Origin of the sequence: Nonlabens dokdonensis (assembly GCF_002162835.1) — a bacterium.
GTDB classification, from domain to species: Bacteria; Bacteroidota; Bacteroidia; order Flavobacteriales; family Flavobacteriaceae; genus Nonlabens; species Nonlabens dokdonensis_B.
Genome location: NZ_MAAX01000124.1, coordinates 26546 through 48115 on the forward strand (window position 1 = coordinate 26546; position 21570 = coordinate 48115).

25 protein-coding genes are annotated in these 21570 nt (G+C 34.9%); 15 read left to right on the forward strand and 10 right to left on the reverse strand.

Annotated features, from left to right (window positions below):
- The first annotated feature begins 15 nt into the window (after positions 1-15).
- From A9Q93_RS08365 to A9Q93_RS08390, 6 genes are all read left to right on the forward strand, one after another.
- Complete coding sequence (locus A9Q93_RS08365; RefSeq protein ID WP_303686936.1) at positions 16-420, forward strand: thymidylate synthase; 405 nt, start codon at positions 16-18, stop codon at positions 418-420.
- Between the two features lie 151 nt (positions 421-571).
- Positions 572-1396: a thymidylate synthase gene (locus A9Q93_RS08370; protein ID WP_303686937.1), complete on the forward strand. Its 825-nt coding sequence runs from the start codon at positions 572-574 to the stop codon at positions 1394-1396.
- Between the two features lie 9 nt (positions 1397-1405).
- A complete protein-coding gene (locus A9Q93_RS08375; protein ID WP_303686938.1) occupies positions 1406-2065 on the forward strand; it encodes a hypothetical protein in 660 nt (219 codons plus the stop codon).
- A 152-nt stretch (positions 2066-2217) separates the two neighbouring features.
- Positions 2218-3387 carry an ergothioneine biosynthesis protein EgtB gene (egtB, locus tag A9Q93_RS08380; RefSeq protein WP_303686939.1) on the forward strand — a complete coding sequence of 390 codons (1170 nt, stop codon included), beginning with the start codon at positions 2218-2220 and terminating at the stop codon, positions 3385-3387.
- Positions 3384-4346: an L-histidine N(alpha)-methyltransferase gene (locus A9Q93_RS08385; protein WP_303686940.1), complete on the forward strand. Its 963-nt coding sequence runs from the start codon at positions 3384-3386 to the stop codon at positions 4344-4346. The genes egtB and A9Q93_RS08385 overlap by 4 nt, the downstream gene beginning before the upstream one ends.
- A 4-nt stretch (positions 4347-4350) precedes the next feature.
- Positions 4351-4632, forward strand: a complete 282-nt coding sequence (locus A9Q93_RS08390) for a DUF427 domain-containing protein (RefSeq protein WP_303686941.1) — start codon at positions 4351-4353, stop codon at positions 4630-4632.
- 123 nt (positions 4633-4755) lie between these two features.
- Here A9Q93_RS08390 and A9Q93_RS08395 read toward each other — a convergent pair whose 3' ends face one another.
- Positions 4756-5271, reverse strand: coding sequence for a hypothetical protein (locus tag A9Q93_RS08395; RefSeq protein WP_303686942.1), 516 nt, complete (start codon positions 5269-5271; stop codon positions 4756-4758).
- Between the two features lie 291 nt (positions 5272-5562).
- On the opposite strand from A9Q93_RS08395, the gene rplM reads away from it, so the two are divergent.
- From rplM to tsf, 4 genes are all read left to right on the forward strand, one after another.
- The gene (gene rplM, locus A9Q93_RS08400; protein WP_303686943.1) at positions 5563-6018 is read left to right on the forward strand and encodes a 50S ribosomal protein L13; all 456 of its coding nucleotides are present in this window, start codon (positions 5563-5565) and stop codon (positions 6016-6018) included.
- 1 nt (position 6019) lies between these two features.
- Entirely contained in the window at positions 6020-6406 is a 387-nt protein-coding gene (gene rpsI, locus A9Q93_RS08405; protein ID WP_303686945.1) for a 30S ribosomal protein S9, read from the forward strand.
- A gap of 192 nt (positions 6407-6598) precedes the next feature.
- Positions 6599-7399, forward strand: coding sequence for a 30S ribosomal protein S2 (rpsB, locus tag A9Q93_RS08410; RefSeq protein ID WP_303686946.1), 801 nt, complete (start codon positions 6599-6601; stop codon positions 7397-7399).
- A 38-nt stretch (positions 7400-7437) separates the two neighbouring features.
- Complete coding sequence (gene tsf, locus A9Q93_RS08415) at positions 7438-8400, forward strand: translation elongation factor Ts (protein ID WP_303686947.1); 963 nt, start codon at positions 7438-7440, stop codon at positions 8398-8400.
- Positions 8401-8458: 58 nt separating this feature from the next.
- On the opposite strand, the gene A9Q93_RS08420 is transcribed toward tsf, so the two are convergent.
- The 3 genes from A9Q93_RS08420 to trmB are packed head-to-tail and all read right to left on the reverse strand — an operon-like array spanning position 8459 to position 10088.
- A complete protein-coding gene (locus tag A9Q93_RS08420) occupies positions 8459-8797 on the reverse strand; it encodes an MGMT family protein (RefSeq protein WP_303686948.1) in 339 nt (112 codons plus the stop codon).
- The gene (locus A9Q93_RS08425; RefSeq protein WP_303686949.1) at positions 8794-9420 is read right to left on the reverse strand and encodes a LysE family transporter; all 627 of its coding nucleotides are present in this window, start codon (positions 9418-9420) and stop codon (positions 8794-8796) included. Before A9Q93_RS08425 ends, A9Q93_RS08420 begins: the two co-directional genes overlap by 4 nt.
- Positions 9420-10088: a tRNA (guanosine(46)-N7)-methyltransferase TrmB gene (gene trmB / locus A9Q93_RS08430; protein WP_303686950.1), complete on the reverse strand. Its 669-nt coding sequence runs from the start codon at positions 10086-10088 to the stop codon at positions 9420-9422. The genes A9Q93_RS08425 and trmB overlap by 1 nt, the downstream gene beginning before the upstream one ends.
- 69 nt (positions 10089-10157) lie before the next feature.
- On the opposite strand from trmB, the gene A9Q93_RS08435 reads away from it, so the two are divergent.
- Positions 10158-11267: a glycosyltransferase gene (locus tag A9Q93_RS08435; protein WP_303686951.1), complete on the forward strand. Its 1110-nt coding sequence runs from the start codon at positions 10158-10160 to the stop codon at positions 11265-11267.
- On the opposite strand, the gene A9Q93_RS08440 is transcribed toward A9Q93_RS08435, so the two are convergent.
- Positions 11171-12259 (reverse strand): cell wall metabolism sensor histidine kinase WalK, encoded by a 1089-nt coding sequence (locus tag A9Q93_RS08440; RefSeq protein ID WP_303686952.1) that lies wholly within the window; start codon positions 12257-12259, stop codon positions 11171-11173. The genes A9Q93_RS08435 and A9Q93_RS08440 overlap by 97 nt on opposite strands.
- Positions 12249-12935 carry a response regulator transcription factor gene (locus tag A9Q93_RS08445; RefSeq protein WP_303686953.1) on the reverse strand — a complete coding sequence of 229 codons (687 nt, stop codon included), beginning with the start codon at positions 12933-12935 and terminating at the stop codon, positions 12249-12251. The genes A9Q93_RS08440 and A9Q93_RS08445 overlap by 11 nt, the downstream gene beginning before the upstream one ends.
- Before the next feature lie 283 nt (positions 12936-13218).
- Between A9Q93_RS08445 and A9Q93_RS08450 the strand changes: the two genes are divergently transcribed.
- Entirely contained in the window at positions 13219-14973 is a 1755-nt protein-coding gene (locus tag A9Q93_RS08450; RefSeq protein WP_303686954.1) for a T9SS type A sorting domain-containing protein, read from the forward strand.
- 81 nt (positions 14974-15054) lie between these two features.
- Positions 15055-16026, forward strand: coding sequence for an acyl transferase (locus A9Q93_RS08455; RefSeq protein ID WP_303686955.1), 972 nt, complete (start codon positions 15055-15057; stop codon positions 16024-16026).
- A 78-nt stretch (positions 16027-16104) separates the two neighbouring features.
- On the opposite strand, the gene tyrS is transcribed toward A9Q93_RS08455, so the two are convergent.
- On the reverse strand, positions 16105-17403 hold the full coding sequence (gene tyrS / locus A9Q93_RS08460) for a tyrosine--tRNA ligase (protein ID WP_303686956.1): 1299 nt from the start codon (positions 17401-17403) through the stop codon (positions 16105-16107).
- A gap of 82 nt (positions 17404-17485) precedes the next feature.
- Here tyrS and A9Q93_RS08465 point away from each other — a divergent pair, with 82 nt between their 5' ends.
- Positions 17486-18493, forward strand: a complete 1008-nt coding sequence (locus A9Q93_RS08465; RefSeq protein ID WP_303686957.1) for an NAD-dependent epimerase/dehydratase family protein — start codon at positions 17486-17488, stop codon at positions 18491-18493.
- A gap of 1 nt (position 18494) precedes the next feature.
- Here A9Q93_RS08465 and A9Q93_RS08470 read toward each other — a convergent pair whose 3' ends face one another.
- The 3 genes from A9Q93_RS08470 to A9Q93_RS08480 are packed head-to-tail and all read right to left on the reverse strand — an operon-like array spanning position 18495 to position 20976.
- Positions 18495-18911: a DUF4296 domain-containing protein gene (locus A9Q93_RS08470; protein ID WP_303686958.1), complete on the reverse strand. Its 417-nt coding sequence runs from the start codon at positions 18909-18911 to the stop codon at positions 18495-18497.
- Positions 18908-20248 (reverse strand): dihydroorotase, encoded by a 1341-nt coding sequence (locus A9Q93_RS08475; protein ID WP_303686959.1) that lies wholly within the window; start codon positions 20246-20248, stop codon positions 18908-18910. The genes A9Q93_RS08470 and A9Q93_RS08475 overlap by 4 nt, the downstream gene beginning before the upstream one ends.
- On the reverse strand, positions 20245-20976 hold the full coding sequence (locus A9Q93_RS08480) for a polyprenol monophosphomannose synthase (protein ID WP_303686960.1): 732 nt from the start codon (positions 20974-20976) through the stop codon (positions 20245-20247). Before A9Q93_RS08480 ends, A9Q93_RS08475 begins: the two co-directional genes overlap by 4 nt.
- A 79-nt stretch (positions 20977-21055) precedes the next feature.
- Between A9Q93_RS08480 and A9Q93_RS08485 the strand changes: the two genes are divergently transcribed.
- The coding region (locus tag A9Q93_RS08485) for a DUF4271 domain-containing protein (RefSeq protein ID WP_303686961.1) at positions 21056-21570 on the forward strand (515 nt) is incomplete at its 3' end.

Sequence of the window (21570 nt, forward strand, 5' to 3'; positions counted from 1 at the left end):
CCTAAAAAGAGTTTATTGAAACCTACTGATTATAATAACGAGTTCATTTATTCCTTTGGTAACATGTATTGTTACGATAGTTATGTAATAGGTAGATTAAACTCTGGTATTAAAGTTGATAACGAGATTGCCATGCGCATGCTCACTGACATCAACGACTGCTATGGTAAAGAAAAGATAGTTTTTATATCAAACCGTGAGTTTGGCCATGAAGTAGATCCTGCTGTTTACAAATTAATTAATGCAAAAACCATGATAGGAATTGCAATAATAGGAACAACAAAGGAGCAGAGAATTCAGGCCGCTACAGAGCAATCCTTGTATAATGGCTCATTTGGTTATTTTAACAATTTAGAAAGTGCCGTTGAATGGGCAAAATCATTTACTAAAAGCGCCACAGACTTGAAGACCGGTTCATAAAAGTTCTATTTTTCTCCATCTTTACTTTCTCTTTACATTTAGATTTTAAGTATTTTGCTATCTCAATCATCAGGATGATTATTGGTATCAAATTATCGATAAATAAGTTTCGCTTTCGCGAAAGCGAGACTTTACAAACAATTAATAATACATGAAACAGTACCAAGATTTACTTCAAGATATTTTAGATAATGGCGTAGATAAAGGCGATCGTACAGGAACTGGAACACGCAGCCTCTTCGGTCATCAAATGCGTTTTAACCTTCAAGAAGGCTTTCCTTTAGTGACTACAAAAAAAGTTCACCTTAAATCTATCATTCATGAATTATTATGGTTACTATCTGGAGATACTAATATCAGGTATTTAAAAGATAATAATGTGCGCATATGGAATGAATGGGCAGATGAAAACGGTGATCTAGGACCTGTATATGGACATCAATGGCGCAACTGGAATAGTGAAGGTATAGATCAAATAAAAGATGTGATTAATACCCTTAAAACAAACCCTAATAGTCGCCGCATGATGGTTACAGCATGGAATCCTAGTGTAATGCCAGATACCAGTAAGAGTTTTTCTAAAAATGTAGCCAACGGAAAAGCAGCTCTACCACCTTGCCATGCGTTTTTTCAATTCTATGTAGCAAATAACAAATTGAGCTGTCAGCTTTACCAACGTAGCGCTGATGTTTTTCTAGGAGTACCATTTAACATAGCAAGCTATGCGCTTCTCACAATGATGGTAGCTCAAGTATGTGAGCTCGAGTACGGAGATTTTATACATAGTTTTGGCGATGTTCACATTTATAACAATTTAAGAGAACAGGTAGAATTGCAACTTACTAGAGAGCCTCGAGATTTACCTACCATGAAAATTAATCCTGAGATCAAGGATATATTTGCGTTCAAGTACGAAGACTTTACCTTAGAAAATTACAATCCGCATCCTGTGATTAAAGGTGTGGTTGCTGTATAATTACGGTTTATGAGGTTATTTATTATTATTTATTTACTCAGCTCTACACTTGTTTTTTCACAACAAAATGTCTTTGATAATTATCAACTCGTAGATACCACACAATATAAAACTACAAGAGCCCTATTTCTTTACGATCTCACTTTAAAGGAATCCCATAATGAAGGTAAGGTTATTCTAGAATGGAAAAACCAGCGCAATATCACTTTTCACCTCATTGAAATGCGTCATCCTATCACTGGTAAGCTTATATACAGACAGAAACATTATACAAATATTGCCGAGTTTCCTAAGGAAGGTCATTTTACTATTTACCCACTTTTCAAGAAGCAAAAAGGTGAGCCCGTCACGATCACCTATGAAGAGGCTTCTAAACGCAATTTTGAACCCATTTCTTCAGCAAGCTATTATACATTTTTAGAAAAACAAGCTGATGCAAATCAGAGAAAAGCTAGTGCAGCTGCAGCCAGAGAAAAACAAAAAGCCGCCCAAGAAGAATATGAAAATGCGCGAGCAAATCGCATTACGCCTAAGGTAGTAATCCTTATAGGAATACTTTTCCTATTTGCTTTTATCACTGTGTTTGTCATCTGGTTAGTAAGGTATCTCATGAAACCTAAAAAGTCTGAGCAATACTTAAATCGAGATCGTAGAAAAAGATGGGACTAAAATTAGTTACTATTCATAAGAATATTTAGCGGACGATTACAGCTAGTAAACTTTTTTCAATCTGAGTTGGATGAGTCCTGTAAGAGTGTTTTAATATGAGATTAACGCTTTCGCGAAAGCGAAATACATAAAAAGATCATAACTTTGAGAAAATGATGACCTCAAAAAACCTTCTTGAACTCTTTACTCAAACTCGTTCAGATTCTGAGAAAATATGCCAGCCTTTACAAACTGAAGATTATGTGGTACAACCTATAGTTGATGTGTCACCACCTAAATGGCATTTAGGACATACAACCTGGTTCTTTGAAGAGTTTCTACTTGCTCCTAATTTTCCTGGATACCAAAGATTCCATGAGCAATATGCTTATGTGTTTAATAGTTATTATGAAAGTATAGGTAAAAGAGTAGTACGTACTGATAGAGGCAACCTTTCTAGACCTAGTGTTCAAGAAGTATATGAATATAGGAAGCATGTTACTAAACTTATGCAAGAATTAATCTCAAAACATTGGAATAAGGACTGGAATCCAGTGTTAGAGATAGGTATTCATCACGAAAAACAACATCAAGAATTATTACTTACTGATATAAAGTACATTTTAGGAAATAACCCATTGCAACCTATTTATGGTGCTGTATCAAATGAGGTTCTTATAGAGAATTCTGAAAGAGAATTTATAGAAATCAAAGACGGTATTTACCATATAGGTCATAATTCTGAATCATTTTGCTATGATAATGAACTACCTAGACATCGCGTATTTTTAGAACCTTATGCCATTTCAAGCACATTAGTAACTAATGGAGAATGGTTAGAATTTATGGATGATGGCGGTTATTCAAATACTTTGTTGTGGCATACTGAAGGATGGGATTGGGTAAAGAAAAATGATATCATTTCTCCTATGTATTGGTTTAAAAATGAGAATGGTATCTGGTCACAATATTTACTTAGCGGCTCACAAGCAATTGATCCTAAAGCAGCTGTAACCCATATTTCATATTACGAGGCTTTTGCTTATGCACAGTGGAAAGGACTACGCTTGCCTACAGAGTTTGAATGGGAAGTTGCGCAGTCAAAAATTAATCACGGAAACCGATGGGAATGGACTGAAAGCGCCTATCTACCATATCCTAACTATCAAAAACCTGATGGTGCTCTAGGTGAGTATAATGGTAAATTTATGGTCAATCAAAAAGTCCTGCGTGGTAGCTCTATCGCTACACCAGCAAATCATGCGAGACTTACATATAGAAACTTTTTTCACGCACCTCTTAGGTGGCAATTTACAAGCTTGCGTCTTGCCAAATCATTATGACTAAAAAAGAATCCTTCCGAAAGGAATTTGAAAATCACGTAACAGAAGGCCTTACCGCATTTCCTAAGTTTTTAAGCTCTAAATATATATATGATGATCGAGGAGATAAATTATTCCAAGACATCATGGCGTTGCCAGAATATTACCTGACTGATGCAGAATACAATATAATTGACACCTACAAATCACAACTCAAAGAAATTTTTGAAAATAAGAAAGGTTTTGATCTTATAGAATTAGGCGCTGGAGATGGTAAAAAAACTAAAGTACTTCTAGAAGAGCTGGTTAAAAGTAATGTAAATTTTACCTATATACCCATAGACATAAGCCAGAATGCTATCGATCAACTTACTGATTCTTTAACTACCTTATTACCTAAACTAGATGTACAAGGTGAGCAAGGAACTTATTTCAAAGTATTAGAAAAAATAGCAACTTATAACCAAAGACCAAAGGTCATTATAGTGCTAGGATCTAACATAGGTAACTTACCTCATGAAGATGCTATTAATTTTTTAAAACAAATCCAGCATAGCATGTCAACAACAGATTTGTTATTCATGGGCTTTGATCAAAAGAAAGATCCTTTAACAATTCAAAACGCCTATGCCGATAAAACTGGGGTTACTCAAGAATTCAATCGCAATTTATTACACCGTTTAAATAAAGAAATGGGTGCTGATTTTAACGTGAACCTTTTTGAACACTGGGAAGCATATGATCCTGAATCCGGAACCGCAAAAAGCTATCTCCTAGCAACAGAAGAATGCGATGTAGAAATAAAAAAATTAGGCTTAAAAATTCATTTCAATAAATGGGAAACCATTCACACTGAAATTTCTCAAAAATACGACGACTTAATAGTTGAATGGCTAGCAAAAGAATCTGGACTAGAAATAGATCAAATTTTTGAAGATGATAATAAGCTATTTAAAAATTATTTATTTAAGAAAAAATAAGACTATGAAAGCAATCTGGAATGATCAAGTTATCGCAGAAAGTAATGATACTAAAGTAGTAGAAAACAACCACTACTTTCCTCAAGACGCAATCAAGAAAGAGTTTTTTAAAAATAGCGATACGACTTCTAACTGCCCATGGAAAGGTACTGCTAGTTATTACTCGATAGATGTAAACGGCTCCCTAAACAAAGATGCCGCATGGTATTATCCAGACACTAAACACGCTGCCAAAGAAATAGAAGGTTATGTCGCTTTTTGGAAAGGTGTAGAAGTTACAGAGTAAATATAAATTACTTTTGAGCACGTTAACCGCATTAAGTAATCAGTGAACTCTTGAACAAATAACAATAAGAAATCTAGCAATATTGCTATAATAAAAACTTATTAACTCTTTAGACTTGAAACTTTAAATGCGAGTATAGACTGCGAGTAGCGAGGTAATATTTGCCGCAGGTGTTCCAGCCCTACCATTAATATAACGATTCAAATCTGCATCACTTACCGTAAAAGCTATCGTATTTGAGTTAACCGTTAATTGAATATTTTCTGTAACAGTTCCACCATTCACATTTGCGGTAACTGTTAAAAGATCAGTTGCATTAATAGAATAAGTTCCTGTCTGCGCGCTCGTGGGACATGATAAAACATTCATAGAATCAAATTCTGGCTCTGCAACAGTAGCTGTAAAATCACCATTGACCATAAATGAAATATCCATGGAGGAGAAACAAGAAGCTTCATTAAGTAATTCCATCTGGCTTGTACCATCCTGATTAAAATCAACTGCAACATCTGCGGTTAAAGAAGTTAAAACATAGTTACCTGTTATATTAGACATGGTTACATTTGTACGCGCTGCATCTTTTTCACAACTAGTGACTATAAATAAAAGCATCAATATGGCTATGGCATTTTTCATCATTACAATTTTGCTTGAAATATAATCAAAATAGGTGATGTGCTGATTTAAAAGAGATTAAATACTCTAGAATAAATTTATTTTTGATCTCGCTTTCGCGAAAGCGGAACAAATTATAAAAAATTAAGAACGATTAAAATTAGTAAACGAGAGACTTACTAAATTGTTAATAGAGAGATTAAAACAAAATTTATATAAAAATAAAAAAGCCGCTTGTCATTCTAAATTAAAAGATTACATTTGCAGCCCGATTTTAGTTAGTAAAATCAGACAAAGAATTAAAACTATTTCAAGGTGAATACTTTAAGTTACAAAACAGTTTCAGCAAATAGCGCAACAGTAAACAAAGAATGGGTACTGATTGATGCTGCTGAACAGCCACTAGGTCGTATGTCTTCAATAGCTGCAAAGTTTTTGAGAGGTAAATACAAGACTAATTTTACTCCACACGTAGATTGTGGTGATAATGTAATTATCATAAATGCTGACAAAGTAACGTTGAGCGGTAATAAGTGGAATGAAAAAACATACATAAGACACACTGGCTACCCTGGTGGACAACGTAGTCTTACTGCAAACGAACTTTTTGCTAAAGACCCAACTCGTGTAGTTGAGCGTGCTGTAAAAGGAATGTTGCCTAAGAATAAATTAGGAAGCGCTATCTACCGCAACCTAAAAGTGTATTCAGGTTCAGAACATGGTCATGAAGCACAACAACCTAAAACCATTAATCTTAACGAGGTAAAGTAATATGGAAACATTACACAAAATAGGTAGAAGAAAAACTGCCGTTGCCCGTGTTTACCTTACAGAAGGTAAAGGTGAAGTAACAATTAACAAAAAAGATCTTACTGACTATTTCACAACTGGAACATTACAGTATAAAGTAAAGCAACCATTTGCTTTAACTGATACTACTGACACTTACGATGTAAGAGCTAGTGTAAACGGAGGTGGAATCACTGGACAAGCAGAGGCTATACGTCTTGCTATTTCTAGAGCACTTGTTGCTATAGATGAAGAAAACCGTCTTGCTTTAAAACCAGAAGGACTTATGACACGTGACCCAAGAATGGTGGAGCGTAAGAAATTTGGTCAAAAGAAAGCGAGAAAGAAATTCCAATTCTCGAAACGTTAATATCACATTATTATCATTCCCGTCTCGATGTATTTCAAGACGGGATTTGTTCTTTATTTATTTTTATTAATTTGCTGTCACGCCTGGTTGCCACCAGAGCTCAGTTTAGCATCTAAATAGTGGAGGCGATTAAGTAGTAACCTATTTATGACCACTTCATTATTGCTATCGACAGAACGTAAACTAACAATTATGGCAAATACTTCAGATGTCAAGTCACTACTTGACGCAGGTGTCCACTTCGGTCACTTAACTCGTAAATGGGATCCTAACATGGCTCCTTACATCTATATGGAACGTAACGGGATCCATATCATTAATCTTTATAAAACAGCTGCAAAGCTGGATGAAGCAACTCAAGCATTACGCAAGATTGCTGCATCTGGACGTAAAGTTCTTTTTGTTGCTACAAAAAAGCAAGCAAAAGACATCGTTGCACAATATGCTGGTGACGCAAACATGCCTTACATCACAGAAAGATGGCCTGGTGGAATGCTTACTAATTTTGTAACTATACGTAAAGCGGTTAAAAAGATGGCTCTTGTAGACCGTATGAAAAAAGATGGTCGTTATGAGACTCTTTCTAAGAAAGAACGTCTTCAAGTAGATCGTATGCGTGCAAAATTAGAAAAGAACTTAGGTTCTATTACTGATATGACTCGTATGCCGGCTGCTCTTTTTATAGTAGATACAGTACGTGAGCATATCGCTGTTAAAGAAGCTTTGAAATTAGGAATCCCTATTTTTGCAATGGCAGATACTAATTCAAATCCAAGAGTGATAGATTATGTAATTCCTTCTAATGATGATGCTTCAAGATCTATTGAAATTATCGTTAAGGCAGCTACCGACTCTATTATCGCTGGTCTTGAAGATCGCAAGTCTGAAAAGAATGCAGAAGATCAATTAAAAGCCAAAGAGAAAGAAAACAAGGAAGCTGCAAAAGCTGAAGCTAAAAAAGCTGAAGCTGTTGTAAAGGACGAAGAAGAATAAATTAACAACACTAGGTAACTAGTATAAATCATATTAAAATGGCTAAAATATCTGCTGCCGAAGTAGGAAAATTAAGAAAGACAACTGGAGCTGGAATGATGGACTGTAAAAAGGCCCTTGTAGAAGCTGAAGGTGATTTTGATAAAGCAATTGAGATTCTTAGAAAAAAAGGTCAAAAAGTAGCTGCAAAGCGTGCTGATCGTGATTCTTCTGAAGGTGTTGTTGTTGCAAACATTAATGAATCAAACACGAGAGGTATTCTTTTATCTCTTAACTGTGAAACTGATTTTGTTGCAAAGAATGACTCTTATGTAGAGCTTGCAAATAAAATTGCTGAAGTTGCTTTTAACTGCAATTCTAAAGATGAAGTACTTGCTGCTGATCTAGACGGAATGACTGTTGAAGAAAAACTTATTGAGCAAACTGGTGTTATAGGTGAAAAACTTGAAATAGGTGGCTTTGAAGCTTTTGAAGCGCCATTTGTAGGTGGTTATGTTCACGGTAATAAAATAGGTGCATTAACTGGTCTTTCTACTTCTAGCGATCATGCAGAAGAGGTTGCAAAATCTGTATCAATGCAAGTAGCTTCTATGGGAGCGACTACTTTATCTTATAAAGATTTTGATCCTGCATTTGTACAGTCTGAAACTGAGTCTCGTATTGCTGCAATTGAAAAAGATAATATCGAGCGTGGACGTTTAGGTAAAAACCTATTGAACATTCCTCAGTTTATCTCTAGATCTCAATTAACTGATGACGCTATTGCAAATGCAAAAGCTAAATTTGAAGCTGAATTGAAAGAAGAAGGAAAGCCAGAAGCAATCTGGGATAGAATTATTCCTGGAAAAATCGAAAGATTTATCGCTGACAACACTTCTCTTGATAAAGAACAAGCATTACTAGACCAAGACTACATCATGGACGACAAGAAAACTGTTGCTCAGTATGTAGAATCTAAAGGTGCTGATGTTGTAGGATTCAAAAGAGTTTCTATAGCTTAATTGGATTTTTTATTAAATATATAAATCCGATTTAGTCATGTGACTAAATCGGATTTTTTTATTCTTGAAATCCTAATTCTTCTGTAGGATCCCAAAATCGCTCTTTAAAATTTAAAATTTGATCGGCCTCAACCTTTAGACCTTCACTTTCCAGCAGCTGCTGCATTAAATGAGTTCCTGCAAAATGGTGTTTACCAGTTAAAACACCATTACGATTTACCACTCTATGAGCGGGAACATCAGGATCGCTATGTGATGCATTCATCGCATATCCTACTGCTCGACTACTTTTAGGAGTTCCTAATGCCTTAGCTATAGCTCCATAACTTGTAACCCTACCGTAGGGTATTTGTTTCACAACTTCATAAACTCTCAAGAAAAAGTCTTGATTACTCATCCGTAAATTCTATAAATTGTAAATAGAGCGATGAATAAAGTAAGACCTGCCAAAACATAATTTATTTTGCGAGCAAATGTGTTGCTATCAAAAGCAAATTTCTTTATATACTTTATATAGGCAAGCAACATCAAAAATGTTCCTATAGCAGCTCCTAAGATAAATAAATGAGCCATGGGATAGGTGAACTTGAATAAACCTCGACTTGCTAAAAATGAGCTGAAGCCTATATAAAAAGGAATAGGAAAAATATTGAGCACTGATAAAATAATCCCTTGACCGAAAAGCTTAATAGGTGATTTATCAATTTTTTTAACCTCAGGACTACCACTATCAAGCATAGCTCGTATAAAGAAAAATATAGATAACCCAATAAATGCGATAACCGCAAATTGCTCCAGCATCAAGAGCGTGTCAGGGTTATCGTTAAGTAATTTTGAAAAAAAAACACCGATATAAACCTGGCCTATAACAACGATAGAAGCTCCTAGCGCAAACATTACCGCCGCATTTCTAGTTTGCTTAACACTTATCTTAGCAGCTGTTAGGTTAAGTAATCCAGGTGGTATAACGCCTATAAAACCTATGGTAAGACCAAATAATAAGTGCAAAACTATACTCATTATTTAAGCCTAAATTTTATATAAGTTATTGCCTTATCAACTTCTAGATATTGCTTTTCATAAAATGTTTGAGTTCCTGTTACTTCTTCAGGAGACTCGGTATTTGAGTAAATATCGTGATGCGCATATAATATCTCCTCACCTCTAGCTTGTAACAATCCTAAGGTATAACCATGCATGAACTCAGAATCGGTTTTTAAATTAACAACACCATCAGGCTGTAAAATCGACTTATACTTTGCAAGAAAGTCAGGATTTGTCATTCTGTGTTTAGTGCGCTTGTATTTAATTTGTGGATCTGGAAAAGTGATCCATATTTCTTGTATTTCCGCTTTCGCGAAAGCGCGATCTACTAACTCAATCTGGGTTCTCATAAAGGCCACGTTATCTAGACCTTCTTCTATTGCTGTTTTTGCACCACGCCAGAAACGCGCTCCTTTGATATCTATACCTATAAAATTACGTTCCGGATACTTGCGTGCCAATGCCACTGTATATTCTCCTTTACCACATCCTAATTCTAATGTAATAGGGTTATCATTTCCAAAAAAAGTATTCCACTTTCCTTGATATTTAAAGTCATTTAAAACCTCTTCCCTAGTAGGCTGAATGACATTTTTAAAGGTTTCATTTTCGTGAAATCGTTTGAGTTTATTTTTACTTCCCAATACAATTATTTAAAGATTACTTAATAGCTACAAATATACCTGATTACAAAGTCATTGTATATTTACCTTGTGCAAAAATCTAAAAACATTTTGATAGCGCCTTTAAATTGGGGCCTTGGACACGCCACTAGATGCATTCCTATTATAGATGCTGTACTAGAAAATGGCGATATACCTATTATCGCAAGTGATGGACAAGCACTGCATTTACTTAAAAAAGAATATGCAACTGCAACATTTATTGAGTTGCCATCATATGATATAGAATATGCCAAGGAAGGTGAAAACCTAAAGCTCAAAATGCTAAAAGACTCTCCAAAAATCTGGAAAGCTATTAGGAATGAGCACAAAGTCCTTCATGAGATAATTCATGAATATAAAATAGACGGTATTATCTCTGATAATAGGTTGGGTTTGTACAGTAATCTAATTCCATCTGTAATTATCACTCATCAATTGCAGGTGCTATCTGGCAGTACTACGTGGCTAAGCACTCAACTACATTTACATTACATAAAAAAGTACGATTATTGCTGGATTCCTGATATAGATGAAGTCGAAAATTTAACCGGAAAGCTGTCTCATAATGACGATTATGAAATTGAAAAGGTATACCTAGGACCCTTATCAAGATTTAAAAAAACTGGTTCTTATCAAAAGAAATACGACCTTATGGTTCTACTTTCTGGACCAGAACCTCAACGCAGTATATTAGAAAAAAAATTAATAGAAGAGCTCAAGCGATACTCTGGTCAAGTATTATTTATTTCAGGAAAGATAGAAGAGGAGCAAAAGGTAACTAAGAAAGGTCATATCACATTTTACAATTATCTATCTACATCTGGTTTACAAAAAGCTTTAGACCGCAGTGAACTAATATTGAGTAGAAGCGGTTATACTACCATAATGGACCTTCAAAAGTTAGGCAAAAAAGCTTTCTTTATTCCTACACCAGGACAATTTGAGCAAGAATATCTAGCTCAACTGTTAGAACAGAAAAATATTGTGCCTCAAGCTTCACAAAGTGATTTTAAAATAGAAATGCTAGATCGAGTTGATGATTACAGAGGTTTATCAAGCATTCAGTCTTCAATGACTTCTATATCTTCTATATTAAAAGCTACTTTTTCAAGTGTGAATGAAAATTCAGATCCTATACCTAATTCACTATCTACATAAACACGCTCGTTGTGCGCTTCAACAATATGTTTAACTATAGATAACCCTAGACCTGAGCCACCTTCCTTGCGAGAGCCAGTTCTATCTACCCTAAAAAACCTTTCAAATAGTCTAGGAATATAATCCTTTTTAATTCCTTCACCATTATCTGTAACTCTCACAATAACTTTATTATTGATAAGGTCTTCAATTGCAACTTCTGTCGTACCATTTTCTTTACCGTACTTTATAGAATTTACTACGAGGTTTGCAACCACTTGAAGGATGCGCTCCTTGTCTGCATGAACCATTATCTTGTCCTCGTATTTCATATCAAAGACTAGAGAAATATTATTTTTTGCAGCTTTCATCTCAAATTGATCAAAAACCTGTTCAACTAGTTCTACTATATCAAAATCTTCCTTGTCTAAACTCATGTCACCAGCTTCTAACCTGGTAATCATATCCATATCTTTTACAATGTAAGTAAGACGGTCTACTCCTTTTTGAGCACGTAATAAATACTTCTTACGTATAACTTTATCCTTATGCGCACCATCTATTAACGTGTCTATATATCCTTGAACAGTAAATAATGGTGTTTTGAGCTCGTGAGAAATATTACCCAGAAACTCTTTGCGATAATTCTCCCTTACCTTAAGGGTCTCAATTTCTGTCTTTTTATTACGGGCAAATCGCTCCACCTGTTCTTTAAGTGTACGCATATCAGTTGCGATCTCTTGATCTTCAAAATTAGAAGACTCAATTAAAGAAACATCTTCATAAATACGAGCTATCCTTCTGTATATAAACCTTTTAACTCGATATTGAATAACAGAAAAACAAATCGTAAAGCTTATCAATAATAACCCTACTAGTATGTAAACCGGTACGGAAATAAGAGCTAAATAATCTAATAGCGTGAGTAGTGTAACAAAAACTAGAGAAATATAGATCGAAGATCTAAATGCAAACCGATAACTGTTTTTTTGTGGCGCTTTATTATTTGACATATTTATAACCTACACCTTTGACAGTTTTAAAACTATCATCTCCTAATTTCTCACGCAGTTTTCTAATATGCACGTCTATAGTACGGCCTCCCACGATTACCTCATTTCCCCATACTACATCTAAGATTTCTTCTCTTTTAAAGACTTTTCCTGGTTTTGTAGTAAGTAAAGAAAGAAGTTCAAATTCCTTGCGTGGCAAGATCATCTCTTCTTTTTTGTAAATAATCTTATACTGGTCCCTATCAATTACAAGATCACCTAATTTAGTAATATTACTAGCTGCAGGAGCGGTATTATCCTTGCGTCTTAAGAGTGCTTTTACCTTAGAAACGAGTACCCTAGGTTTCACTGGTTTTGTAATGTAATCATCGGCACCAGCGTCAAAACCAGCAATCATTGAATAATCTTCACCACGAGCTGTTAAGAACGTTATTACAGTATGGTCCAGTTCACTTATGCGTCTCATTTTCTCACAAGCTTCTATACCATCCATTACAGGCATCATGACATCAAGGATGATTAAATCTGGCTTTTTCTTCTTGGCCTTTTTAATAGCTTCTTCTCCGTTTTCGGCAGTATATACTTGATAACCTTCGTTTTTCAAATTATAACTAACGATTTCTAAAATATCTGGCTCATCATCCACTAAAAGGATTTTGGCTTTGGCGTCTTTCATTTCTTCTTGCATATACTTAAAGTGCTAAGTTAGTAAGATGGTGGTACAACGATTTTAATTCCATGTTAGCTTTAGGTTAACTCAATGTTTTAAAAAATCTAAGTTAAGGAAATAATTTGTGTTGATCTCGCTTTCGCGAAAGCGGAACCTCTAACATAATAATCATAACGGCTAATTTACACTATATCAGACCTGTTAAACGCTATGTTATCTTAGTATTAAATAAAAACATACACTCAGTCAAGACTTAATAATCCCGTATATTTGCAAAAAATCAAACACAATGAAACAAATTTACTTATCAATTTTAATTTTATTTACCGCTGCAATCAGTATGAATGCACAAGTAATGTATTCAGAAGATTTTGATGCTGCAAGTGTAGCAGACGGAAGTGGTGTAGAAGGATCTTCAGGTAGTGTATTAGTGAACATAGGAGATTATCCTGCCTTAGTAGACTGGACAATCGATGCAAGTGCTGCTGATTTATCTGCAAGCTCTGACTGGGCAAAAACAGATGGTGGTCAATTCTCTTTCAGAGATACTGACGGTGATATTATTTGGGACTCAGAACTAATTGACATCTCTACGGCAACTGGAGCATTCAACTTCTCTGTGGACGCATCTAATAACAATGGTGGCTTTGAAGATTCAGATTACCTTGATGTATTATATTCTATCGATGGTGGTGCATTTGTATTAGTACAAGACTGGAACGGTTTAGGTGATACTACTCATACATTTTTAGGAGAAAAAAATGGTACGGACTGGGATGGAAGCGTTCCTGAAGTGGTAACAGTAAGTGGCCTTACTGGTTCAAGCACTTTACAAATAAGAGTGATAGGTAATGTTAATGCTGGTGGAGAACAATTATTCTTTGATAATATTAATGTATTTGAAGGCGCTCCTGCTCCATCTCTATCTATCACAAGTCCTACTGATAATGAGGTACTAGCTTCGGGAGATTTTAATGTATCTTTCTTAGTTAACAACTTTATGGTGGCACAAACTGGTGGTGATGGATATGTACAGTACTCACTAGATAGCGCTCCTGCTACTGATAAATTTGATACTACTGATATAGCTTTTACTGGCGTAACTTCTGGGCAGCACTCTTTAACTCTAGAGTTAGTTGATAATACAGGAACTTCACTTACTCCTTCAGTTGTACAAACAGTAAACTTTGAGGTTGCTGGTGCGTTACAAGTACAAGATCTTGCTGGATTAAGAGCAATCACTCTTCCTTCAACTGATGTGATTACAGTAGCAGGTGAAGTATTTGTTACACACACAGAAAGTTTTAGAAATCAAAAATGGGTTCAAGATGCTACTGCAGGTGTTCTTATTGATGATAATGCTGGTATAATAACTACTGCAATAGTAAGAGGTGATGGTCTAACTGGAATTACTGGTACCATTAGTGAATTTAACGGATTATTACAATTCACTCCTACAGCAGATACTGGCGCTCCTACATCTACTAATAACATGCCTGCTCCACAAGTGGTAACTCTTGCAATGTTAAATACAAATGCTGAAGATTATGAATCTGAACTGGTTCAAATTAACGGTGTTTCTTTTGATAATGCAGATGGAACGGTTGCATTTTCAAATGGGTCTGAAGAGCCTATTTCTTTAGGTGCTGACGTATTCACTCATAGATCATTATTTAATGTAGACTACATAGGTCTTCCTTTACCTACTGCACCTTCTGACATCGTAGGTTTTATAACTGAAAGAGCAAATGGTTATTCAGTACAAGCTAGAGATCGTAGTGATGTTTCTACTTTATCAAGCGCATCTATTGAAGCTACATCTTTTAAAATCTATCCTAATCCTGCAACAGGTAACACGGTAAACATCACTTCTTCTAATGGAGAAGCTGTAAATGTTGTGATTTACTCTACTTTAGGTCAGAAAGTTTTAACTGCAAATTCAATAACAAATGAAATAAACATCAGTAATTTAGATTCTGGTATTTACATTGTTAAAATAACTCAAGGAACTGCAGCACAAACACGTAAGTTAGTTATCAAGTAATTGATAATACCCTTTCATTATATCAAGCGTCGCAATTACATTGCGGCGCTTTTTATTTACTTTTGTTTTTAAATATTTCATTTGAGATTTTCAGTATTTACGATCGATTCTAAGCAAGCATTTGAAAAAGCAGCTTTAGACATATACCGCTACCAGTTGCAAGAAAATAAGGTATACGGTAAGTACTGCCGTTTGATCAATAAAACAAACGCAAAATCAATAGAAGACATCCCTTTTCTACCCATTCAGTTTTTTAAGTCTCATAATATTATAAGTACTAATAAAACAGCTGAAACAACATTTACAAGCAGTGGTACAACAGGAAGCACAGTTTCAAAACATTATGTGACTGACTTAAATGTTTATGATGCAAGTTTAGACCACAGCTTTAGACAGACATATGGCTCGATAGAAGATTATGTTGTTCTAGCTTTATTACCTCATTATCTAGACCGTACCGGATCTTCTTTGGTTTATATGGCGCAGCGATGGATAAATCAATCAAAAAAACCGGAAAGTGGTTTTTACTTAAATAATCTTGAAGAACTTTCTCAGGTTCTTAAAAACCTTAAAAAGTCAAAACAAAAAGTTATTCTTATAGGTGTCACCTTTGCCCTATTACAGCTTGCCGAGCATTATGCGATGCCTTTAGAAAACACCATTGTTATAGAAACTGGAGGAATGAAAGGCATGCGTAAAGAAATCGTGAAACCAGAATTACATCAAATTCTCAGAAATGCTTTCCCAAAAGCTAGTATTCAAAGTGAATATGGTATGACAGAGTTACTTTCACAAGCTTATGCTAGCGATGGTATTAATTTTACCACACCACCATGGATGAAAGTAATCACTCGCGATACAAACGATCCATTTTCAAGAATTGGTAATGGTAAAACTGGCGGTTTAAACATAATAGACTTAGCAAATTTTAATTCTTGCTCCTTTATTGCCACACAAGATTTGGGCAAATCTTTTCAAGATGGTACGTTTCAGGTTCTGGGAAGGTTTGATCATTCTGATATTCGTGGTTGTAATTTAATGGCTGTCAATTAAGAGACAGTTTTTATTTTAATAAAAAAAGGCCGTTTAATAGTAAACAGCCTTCTTTTTATATACTTATTAATCAGTGTACTATTTCAATACCACTAAAAAGTAATTCTTCTTACCTCGTTGCAATAGAATCATATTGCCAGCAATCACATCTTCCTCAGATACTACTTTGGAATCATCGATTTTATTTTTATTGATGCTCAAGCTATTTTCTTTTAATGCTCTACGCACTTCCCCGTTGGACGGTAAAAAACCAGTAGTTTCATTCATAAACTCAACAACCTCAACTCCATTAGAAATTGCGCTTCGTTCAATTTCCACCTGCGGTACTCCTTCAAAAATTTCTAATAAGGTAGCTTGATCCATTTTACCCCATTGCTCTGGTGTCACTTTCTTAGAAAAAAGTATTTTAGAAGCTTCTACAGCTGTTTCAAAGGCCTCACGACCGTGAACCATTACGGTTACTTCCTCAGCAAGACGTTTTTGCAATACACGGAATCCAGGATCTTTTTGATGCTCTTCAATTAACGCGTTACATGTTTCTTGATCTAAGAAAGTAAAAATCTTTATCCAGTTCACAGCATCGTCATCTGTAGCAGTAATCCAGAATTGATAAAACTTATAGACACTTGTTTTATCTGCATCGAGCCAGATGTTGCCTCCTTCTGTTTTACCAAATTTTGTCCCATCAGCTTTAGTAACTAATGGTGTTGTGAGTGCATAAGCTTTACCTCTTGCTTTACGGCGTATCAATTCTGTACCTGTGGTAATATTTCCCCACTGGTCAGATCCACCTATTTGTAATTTACAACCTTCATTTTCATAAAGATGTAAATAATCATAACCTTGAAATAACTGGTAAGTAAACTCTGTAAAACTCATGCCATCACCTTCTCCTGAGACACGCTTCTTTACAGATTCCTTTGCCATCATATAATTAACGGTAATATGTTTACCAATATCTCTAGCAAAATCTATCAAACTAAAATCCTTCATCCAGTCATAATTATTCACCAGTTTTGCACGAGTTGCCTCATCGCCTCCTTCAAAATCAATAAATCTAGAAATTACACTTTTTACTCCAGCAATATTTTTATCTAGAATATCTTGAGTTAGTAAATTGCGCTCTGCACTTTTACCGCTAGGATCACCTATCATACCAGTTGCGCCGCCTACAAGAGCAATAGGTCTGTGACCAGCACGTTGTAAATGCATTAATAATATAATTTGCACCATGCTTCCTATATGCAAAGAATCTGCAGTAGGATCAAAGCCTATATAACCAGAAACAAGTTCGTTCTGTAACATTTCTTCCGTATCGGGCATGATATCATGTATCATACCTCGCCATTCTAATTCCTTTACAAAGTTATAAGCCATAAGTGTCTTTTTAGCGCTGCAAATATATGCGTTTGGCTGTTTTTAAACATTTTTTAAGGCTGGTATTGTTTACTTTTACTGCATGATTTTAATCACAGGTGGTACAGGATTAGTAGGTGGACATTTGTTATACCGCTTTCGCGAAAGCGGAAAAAATATCATAGCCACGTATCGTAATATAGACGCTATTGAGAAAACGCGTGAGATTTTTGAATCTTATGAAGTAGGAGCGAGCTCTATGGTAGACGGTTTTCAATGGATGGAAGCGGACATTCTTGAAATTCCTAGTCTAGAGAAAGTCATGAAAAATGTGAAATACGTATATCATTGTGCTGCAGCAATTGACAATTCATCTTTTGAAGAGCTTAAAAGTATCAACATGCGTGGTACTGAAAATGTTATTAATGTAGCTCTACACTATGGAATTAAAAAATTATGCTATGTAAGTAGTATCGCTGCCCTAGGAGACCCAATAGGAGCAAGACTAATAAACGAAGAGGACTTTTTTAATCTTGATGGTTTAAATACGGACTATGCGATTACAAAATTTGGTGCAGAAATGGAAGCCTGGCGCGCCACTCAAGAAGAACTTGATATTATAATCGTAAATCCAGGTATCGTGCTAGGAGAGGGAAACTGGAAAAATGGTTCTGGTCAATTTTTCAGTAAAACCGCTACGGGAAATAGATTTTATACTAAAGGTTCAAGTGGTTTTATAGACGTGAGAGATGTTACTTCATTAATGGTAAGGTTAATGGAAAGCTCATCACATAACGAACGTTTTATTTTGATTTCTGAAAATAGAAGTTACAAATCTATACTTGATAAAATAGCACTAGCCTTAGAAAAAAAGAAACCTAATATATATTTGAGTAAGAGTCTTTTACTTATGACCTCCTATTTTCTCAAAGTATTAAATATTTTAGGTTTTAAAAGAACATTAAGCACTGCAAAAGTAGAGTCACTCACCTCAACGACTAATTATTCTAATGATAAAATTATAGAAGCAACTGATTTTAAATTCACACCTATTGATGAGACTATTTTAAGGATAGCCACTTGTTATTTAAACAAATCTAATCTAGAATAACCTATTTTTTCTTGCTAGGCTTCTGTGTTTTCTTACTTGTATTTTTAGGATCAGTTACTTTTTCCTTATCGATCCTTTCTTGTCTAACTTTAACAGAGTCTTGTAATGATTTTAAATCATCTTGAATTTTATCCATTATGAAAAGATAATCTTCTACCCTATCATTATAGTAATTGAGATTTTCTTTAAACACAACACTGTCTATATCATACTTATCATATATATAAGAACTAGGCTGGACACCAGTTTCTATATAGGAGGATCTATTTGAAGAGATTGCTCCTTCTATTATATATAAATCACTCAAAATAATTGCCATTTCTTCTTTTGATAGTAATTGCTCAGGCTTCGGTGCTTTTTCTACGTTTGAACAAGCTGCAAACAAAACAAGAAATGATATTATGAGAAATCGCTTCATCTGGTAAAGGATAGTTCTTGAGCATTCTTTGAATCTGTAACCTTAAAGTTTTTATAGGCTAACTCACCATTAACAAAGGTTTGCATGATGCGACTTTTAAAAGTAACTCCTTCAAAAGGCGACCAGCCACATTTAGCTAATACATTTTCTTTTGTAACTGTCCATGGATTATTAGTATCCACAACGACAAGATCTGCTTTATAACCTTCTCTAATGAATCCTCGTTTATCGATATCAAAAAGTAATGCTGGGTTATGACACATTTTTTCTACAACCTTCTCAATAGATATTCTCTCGTCATAAACAAATTGCAGCATAGCAGGTAGTGCATGTTGTACAAGTGGACCACCACTAGGACATGAGGTATATAGATTTTCCTTTTCTTCAATGGTATGAGGAGCATGATCTGTAGCAATTACATCTATACGGTCATCTAAAAGCGCTTCCCACAGTTGTTCTCTATCGCTAGCTTTCTTTACAGCTGGATTCCATTTTATGAATTTGCCCTTAGTGGCATAATCTTCATCACAGAACCATAGGTGATGTATACATACCTCAGATGTTATTTGTTTATCTACAATTGCTTTTTTATTATCAAATAAAGCTGTTTCCTTACCTGTGGACAGATGAAAAACATGGATTCTAGCACCAGTTTCTTTGGCAAGCTCTACAGCACCACTGCTGCTTAAATAACAGGCTTCTTCACTTCTAATAATAGGATGTTGATCCATAGGAATATCATCACCATACTCTTCAAAAGCTTTATTAAAATTTGCTTTAATAGTGTCTTCGTCTTCACAATGAAGAGCAATCCTAAGATTAACATTAGAAAATATCTCTCTTAATACCTCTTTATCGTCTACGAGCATATTCCCTGTAGATGAGCCTAAAAATAACTTTAGAGCTGGGACTCTAGATGTATCTACTTTTAAAATTTCTTGTAGATTATCATTACTTCCACCGAACATGAAAGAATAATTTGCATGACTGTCTCTAGCTGCAATAGCCATTTTATTTTCCCATTCCTCGATGGTAGTAGTTTGTGGATTTGTATTAGGCATTTCCATGAAGGTAGTGATTCCTCCAGCGACGGCAGCAGCACTTTCTGTAGCAATGGTTGCTTTGTGAGTAAGTCCTGGTTCTCTAAAGTGTACCTGGTCGTCTATTACACCAGGTAGCAGGTAATTTCCTTCTACATCAATTACTACTGTATCCGCATTTTTTGCACTTATACTTTCTGACACCTCAACAATAGTATCTCCTTCCACGTATACGTCGCCTTCTTTAGTAACTCCATCAGTAACTATTTTGGCATTTTTAAAAAGTAATTTTTTCATATCTCAAGTTTCCCTAACAAACTTTTTATTTTCATTATAAAAACACCGGTAACGGCTTCTTGTATTATACCGCCACTCATCTTAGACTGACCTCTAGATCTATCTGTAAAAATAACTGGCAGTTCGATAATTTTTGCACCCAATAAAAATGATTTAAACTTCATTTCTATTTGAAACGCATATCCTACAAATTTAATCTTATCTAAATTAAATTTTCTTAAAAGAGATGCCCTATAGCAAACATAACCTGCTGTAGTATCATGAATGTTCATTCTAGTAATAAAACGAACATATTTAGACGCAAAATATGATAATAACACTCTGGACATAGGCCAGTTAACCACATTTACACCTTGCACATACCTACTACCTATTGATAAATCTGCACCTTTTAAAGCGCATACATTATATAAATCGATTATATCATTAGGATCATGAGAAAAATCTGCATCCATTTCAAATATATACTCATAAGCGCGCTCTAGCGCCCACTTAAATCCGTGAATATAGGCAGTACCGAGTCCTTGTTTACTACTACGCTCTTCTAGATATAAACGACTATTGTATTTCTTGATATTTTCCTTTACAATCTGACCAGTTCCATCAGGTGAACCATCATCTACAATGAGTAAATGCAAATTTTCATTTTGCGAAAGCACCGCATCTATCATTAACTGAATATTCTCCAGCTCATTGTACGTAGGAATAATGACAAGCGTATTTTTCATAGCGGATGGCAAAAATAGACAATTAATCAACTAGCAGAGTAAACGTTTGTTAAATCATGTTATTTTTACAGCATAAATTATGGAACTAGAATTACGCCAAATAGAATATAACAGCTGGATATCATTTATCTTTCTTACTTGCATAAGTGCGATTGCTATATCTAGGTGGTTATCTTCCTATCGCATTAGTGATTTGCTCAGTTCTTTTTACAAGGATAGGTTTATAAAAATTACAAGAAATAGCGATAAAAACCTTTCACTGCTCGTGGTAACGAGTGTTATCATTTATACAATACAAATAGCCTTACTAATTTATTTATGGCTTCAAGAATCTGGTGATAAGTATCAAGGTTTTATTTCATATTTGATTGTACTCACTGTGCTATCTGTATTTTTATTATCTAAACATTATATAGGCAAATTAGTGGCCGAAATTTGTGGGTTTCAAGATGAGCTACATATCGTGGAGCATCACAGAAACATCTATAGAGCTATGCTTGCTTATATGTTACTTTTTATCAATAGCATAGTTATTTATAGCACTAGTTCAAGCTTTCTAGCACTTCAAATAGCCACTGTTTTCACATTATTATC

Excerpts from the sequence above, each read along its gene's own strand:
- A9Q93_RS08470 (WP_303686958.1), bottom strand. The coding sequence starts at position 18,911 with ATGAAGCGATTTCTCATAATATCATTTCTTGTTTTGTTTGCAGCTTGT.
- A9Q93_RS08395 (WP_303686942.1), bottom strand. The coding sequence starts at position 5,271 with ATGATGAAAAATGCCATAGCCATATTGATGCTTTTATTTATAGTCACT.
- A9Q93_RS08425 (WP_303686949.1), bottom strand. The coding sequence starts at position 9,420 with ATGAGTATAGTTTTGCACTTATTATTTGGTCTTACCATAGGTTTTATA.
- A9Q93_RS08420 (WP_303686948.1), bottom strand. The coding sequence starts at position 8,797 with ATGAGTAATCAAGACTTTTTCTTGAGAGTTTATGAAGTTGTGAAACAA.
- A9Q93_RS08440 (WP_303686952.1), bottom strand. The coding sequence starts at position 12,259 with ATGTCAAATAATAAAGCGCCACAAAAAAACAGTTATCGGTTTGCATTT.
- A9Q93_RS08445 (WP_303686953.1), bottom strand. The coding sequence starts at position 12,935 with ATGAAAGACGCCAAAGCCAAAATCCTTTTAGTGGATGATGAGCCAGAT.
- A9Q93_RS08390 (WP_303686941.1), top strand. The coding sequence starts at position 4,351 with ATGAAAGCAATCTGGAATGATCAAGTTATCGCAGAAAGTAATGATACT.
- rpsI (WP_303686945.1), top strand. The coding sequence starts at position 6,020 with ATGGAAACATTACACAAAATAGGTAGAAGAAAAACTGCCGTTGCCCGT.
- A9Q93_RS08475 (WP_303686959.1), bottom strand. The coding sequence starts at position 20,248 with ATGAAAAAATTACTTTTTAAAAATGCCAAAATAGTTACTGATGGAGTT.
- A9Q93_RS08480 (WP_303686960.1), bottom strand. The coding sequence starts at position 20,976 with ATGAAAAATACGCTTGTCATTATTCCTACGTACAATGAGCTGGAGAAT.
- A9Q93_RS08375 (WP_303686938.1), top strand. The coding sequence starts at position 1,406 with ATGAGGTTATTTATTATTATTTATTTACTCAGCTCTACACTTGTTTTT.
- egtB (WP_303686939.1), top strand. The coding sequence starts at position 2,218 with ATGATGACCTCAAAAAACCTTCTTGAACTCTTTACTCAAACTCGTTCA.
- A9Q93_RS08465 (WP_303686957.1), top strand. The coding sequence starts at position 17,486 with ATGATTTTAATCACAGGTGGTACAGGATTAGTAGGTGGACATTTGTTA.
- A9Q93_RS08450 (WP_303686954.1), top strand. The coding sequence starts at position 13,219 with ATGAAACAAATTTACTTATCAATTTTAATTTTATTTACCGCTGCAATC.
- tsf (WP_303686947.1), top strand. The coding sequence starts at position 7,438 with ATGGCTAAAATATCTGCTGCCGAAGTAGGAAAATTAAGAAAGACAACT.
- A9Q93_RS08385 (WP_303686940.1), top strand. The coding sequence starts at position 3,384 with ATGACTAAAAAAGAATCCTTCCGAAAGGAATTTGAAAATCACGTAACA.
- tyrS (WP_303686956.1), bottom strand. The coding sequence starts at position 17,403 with ATGGCTTATAACTTTGTAAAGGAATTAGAATGGCGAGGTATGATACAT.
- A9Q93_RS08370 (WP_303686937.1), top strand. The coding sequence starts at position 572 with ATGAAACAGTACCAAGATTTACTTCAAGATATTTTAGATAATGGCGTA.
- rpsB (WP_303686946.1), top strand. The coding sequence starts at position 6,599 with ATGGCAAATACTTCAGATGTCAAGTCACTACTTGACGCAGGTGTCCAC.